General features: G+C 75.0%; 3 protein-coding genes. 1 reads left to right on the forward strand and 2 read right to left on the reverse strand.

Annotation, left to right across the window (positions count from 1 at the left end):
* Positions 1-29 precede the first annotated feature (29 nt).
* The gene (gene rlmN, locus ACFU6K_RS34730; RefSeq protein WP_074001525.1) at positions 30-1,130 is read left to right on the forward strand and encodes a 23S rRNA (adenine(2503)-C(2))-methyltransferase RlmN; all 1,101 of its coding nucleotides are present in this window, start codon (positions 30-32) and stop codon (positions 1,128-1,130) included.
* Between the two features lie 19 nt (positions 1,131-1,149).
* Here rlmN and ACFU6K_RS34735 read toward each other — a convergent pair whose 3' ends face one another.
* Both ACFU6K_RS34735 and ACFU6K_RS34740 read right to left on the reverse strand, forming a co-directional pair.
* A complete protein-coding gene (locus tag ACFU6K_RS34735; RefSeq protein ID WP_380669950.1) occupies positions 1,150-2,301 on the reverse strand; it encodes a hypothetical protein in 1,152 nt (383 codons plus the stop codon).
* A 60-nt stretch (positions 2,302-2,361) separates the two neighbouring features.
* The gene (locus ACFU6K_RS34740) at positions 2,362-3,117 is read right to left on the reverse strand and encodes an ABC transporter ATP-binding protein (protein WP_380669952.1); all 756 of its coding nucleotides are present in this window, start codon (positions 3,115-3,117) and stop codon (positions 2,362-2,364) included.
* Between the last annotated feature and the right edge of the window lie 165 nt (positions 3,118-3,282).

Here is a 3,282-nt window from a genome sequence, read left to right on the forward strand (position 1 = left end):
CCTCGCGCGTCTGCGACACTGGAACAACCATGCCTAAGCCCGGAGAACTCACCTTTGTCGCGCCGCGCGGCGCCAAGCCCCCGCGACACCTCGCCGACCTGAGCCCCGCCGAGCGCAAGGAGGCCGTCGCCGAGCTGGGCGAGCAGCCGTTCCGCGCCAAGCAGCTCTCCAACCACTACTTCGGCCGGATGTCGAACGACCCGGCGAGCTGGACGGACATCCCCGCCGCCAGCCGGGAGAAGCTCACCGGGAGCCTGCTGCCCGAGCTGATGTCGGTGGTCCGGCACGTCTCCTGCGACGACGACGCCACCCGCAAGACGCTCTGGAAGCTGTTCGACGGCACGCTCGTGGAGTCCGTGCTGATGCGCTACCCGGACCGGGTCACCATGTGCATCAGCTCGCAGGCCGGCTGCGGCATGAACTGCCCGTTCTGCGCCACCGGCCAGGCCGGTCTGACCCGCAACCTGTCCACCGGCGAGATCGTCGAGCAGATCGCCTCCGGGATGCGCGCGCTCAAGGCGGGGGAGATCCCCGGCGGCGAGGCGCGGCTGTCCAACGTGGTCTTCATGGGCATGGGCGAGCCGCTGGCCAACTACAACCGGGTGCTGGCCGCGATCCGCCGGCTGACCGACCCGGCCCCGGACGGCTTCGGCCTGTCCCAGCGCGGCATCACGGTCTCCACGGTCGGCCTCGTCCCGGCGATGAACCGGTTCGCCGACGAGGGCCTCAGCTGCCGTCTGGCGCTGTCGCTGCACGCCCCGGACGACGAGCTGCGCGACGAGCTGGTCCCGGTGAACACCCGGTGGAAGGTCGCCGAGGTGCTGGACGCGGCCTGGAACTACGCGGAGAAGTCCGGCCGCCGGATCTCCATCGAGTACGCGCTGATCAAGGACATCAACGACCAGGCCTGGCGGGCCGACCTGCTCGGCCGGCTGATCAAGAACCACCGGGTGCACGTCAACCTGATCCCGCTGAACCCGACCCCCGGTTCCAAGTGGACGGCCTCCCGGCCCGAGGACGAGCGCGAGTTCGTCCGCCGTCTCCAGTCGCACGGCGTGCCGACGACCGTCCGCGACACCCGCGGCCAGGAGATCGACGGCGCCTGCGGCCAGCTCGCCGCGGCGGGCTAGGGCAGGCGCCGGGCGCCGGTCAGCGCAGGCCGGCGGCCGCCAGTGCGGCGGTCGCCCCGCCGGTCAGCAGCAGCGTGCTGCCCACCGCCAGGGTGCGCAGCGCGACCGCGCCGAACAGCAGCCGGGGCGAGGTGCCGAGGCGCAGCAGCGCGTCGGTGACCTCCCGGCGGTCGGTGCGGACCTCGGCGAGGCGGGTGACCACCGCGGCGGCCGCGCAGCCGAGCACCAGGCAGGCCTCGATCGCGGGCAGCGCGTCGGCGCTGTCGGGCGTGCCGATCCAGTAGCGGACGGTGGTGAGCACCAGCGCGACGGCGAGGGTGAGCACGGCCAGCGGTGCGCCGAGTCGGCGGGCCTGGGCGGTGAGCCCCCGCCCGGCCAGCAGCCGCAGTGGGGTGGGCCGTCCGACGGCGAGCAGCCGCCCGGCCCAGCCCAGCAGCGGGCCGGTGAGCAGGGCGAGGCCGAGCGCGCTGGCGGCCCAGCCGCCGAGGGCGGCGGTGCTGGTGCTGCCGAGCCCGGCGGGCAGGTGGATCGGGCGGCCGTCGACGGCGGCGCCGGGGCGCAGGGCGATGAGTTCGAGCGCGGCGCCGATGACGCCCAGTCCGGTCGCCAGGGCGATCCGCCAGACGCCGAAGCCGGTCGGGGCGTGGGTGCGGCCGCCGGGCAGGGTCTCGGCGACGGGCACCGCGCAGGCGGCGGCGGTGCCGGCGGTGAGCGGGACCAGGGCGAGCAGGGCGACCGGTGCGGCGGCCGGCAGCGGCACGCCCATGCCGAGGTCGGGGGCGAGCCCGGGCCCGGCGATGTCGTTGCGGAGCACCAGGAAGGCCAGCAGGGTCAGCACGCTGCCGAGGGTGGAGGCGAGCGCGACCTCGCCGGCGATCAGCGTCCGGATCCGGTGGGAGCCGGCCCCGGCGGCGGTGAGGCCGGCGATCCGCTCGGGCCGCCGGGCGGGCACCGCGCGGGCGGCGACGGCCGCGAACCAGGCGACGGCGGCGAGCGGGGGCAGGCACCAGAGCAGCCGGACCAGCGGGTCGGCGCCGCCGACCGGCTCGCTCATCGCCCGGCCGAGGGAGCGCAGCAGGAAGGCGGCGACCACGGCGGCGGCCAGTGCGGTGAGCAGCCAGCGGCCGAGGTCGGGCACCCGGTAGCCCCGGGCCAGACGGAGATAGAACACGTCGACTCTTTCAGCGGCTCGGCGGCGTTCGATGGCTCGGCGTTCGGTGGCCCGGCGCCGTCAGCGGCGGGTGGCCGTGACGGCGGGCGCCCCGTTGGCCCCGGGGGCGGTGATGCCGCGGGGGTCGGGGGCGACGGGGGCGGTGAGCCGTCCGTCGACGAGGGCGACGGCGCGGTCCGCGAACCGGACGAGTTCGGCGTCGTGGGTGGCCAGGACGAGGGTGAGCTGGTGGGACCGGGCCGCGCTGGTCAGTATCCGCATGACCTGGTCGGCGGCCTCGCGGTGCAGCGGGGCGGTGGGGTCGTCGGCGAAGACCACGGGCGGCAGCGGGGCCAGGGCGCGGGCGACGGCGACCCGCTGGCGCCGGCTCTGGACCAGCCGCTCGGGGCGCAGCCGGGCGCAGTCGCCGACGTCGAGGCGTTCCAGCCACTCGTCGGCGGCGGTGTAGGCGGCCTTGTTGCCGGCTCCGGCGAGCAACAGCGGCAGGGCGACGTTCTCCCGGGCGGTCAGTTCGGGCACCAGGTGGGGCTCCGAGCCGACGAAGCCGAAGCGGTCGCGGCGCAGCCGTTCGCGGCCGGCCCGGGCGAGGGTGTGCACGGGGGCGCTGTTGAACCAGACCTCGCCCTCGTCGACCGGGAGCTGCGCGGAGAGGCAGCCGAGCAGGGTGCTCTTGCCGGAGCCGCGCGGGCCGGTGACGGCGAGCACCTCGCCCTCGCGGACGCCGATCGAGATGCCGCGCAGGGCGGGGGTGCCGTCATGGGACTTGACGATCCCTCGGGCCCACAGCACGTCGTTGTCAGGCGGTGCCGCTGACATGAGGATCCATCCTGGGTGGCCGCAGGGATATGACAGTCGTCAGATTAGAACGAGGGGGCCGGGTCGCGGTTGCGGCGCACTGGTCCATCACGGGCAAATCACCCGCATTCAGGCATGTTTGGTCGTACGACTGTGATGTTGAGCGGACCGGAGACGCCGAAGGGC

This window comes from Kitasatospora sp. NPDC057512, assembly GCF_042802135.1.
In the GTDB taxonomy this organism is placed as follows: Bacteria; Actinomycetota; Actinomycetes; order Streptomycetales; family Streptomycetaceae; genus Kitasatospora.

Coding starts and splice junctions, on each gene's coding strand:
- rlmN (WP_074001525.1), top strand. CDS start 30: ATGCCTAAGCCCGGAGAACTCACCTTTGTCGCGCCGCGCGGCGCCAAG.
- ACFU6K_RS34740 (WP_380669952.1), bottom strand. CDS start 3,117: ATGTCAGCGGCACCGCCTGACAACGACGTGCTGTGGGCCCGAGGGATC.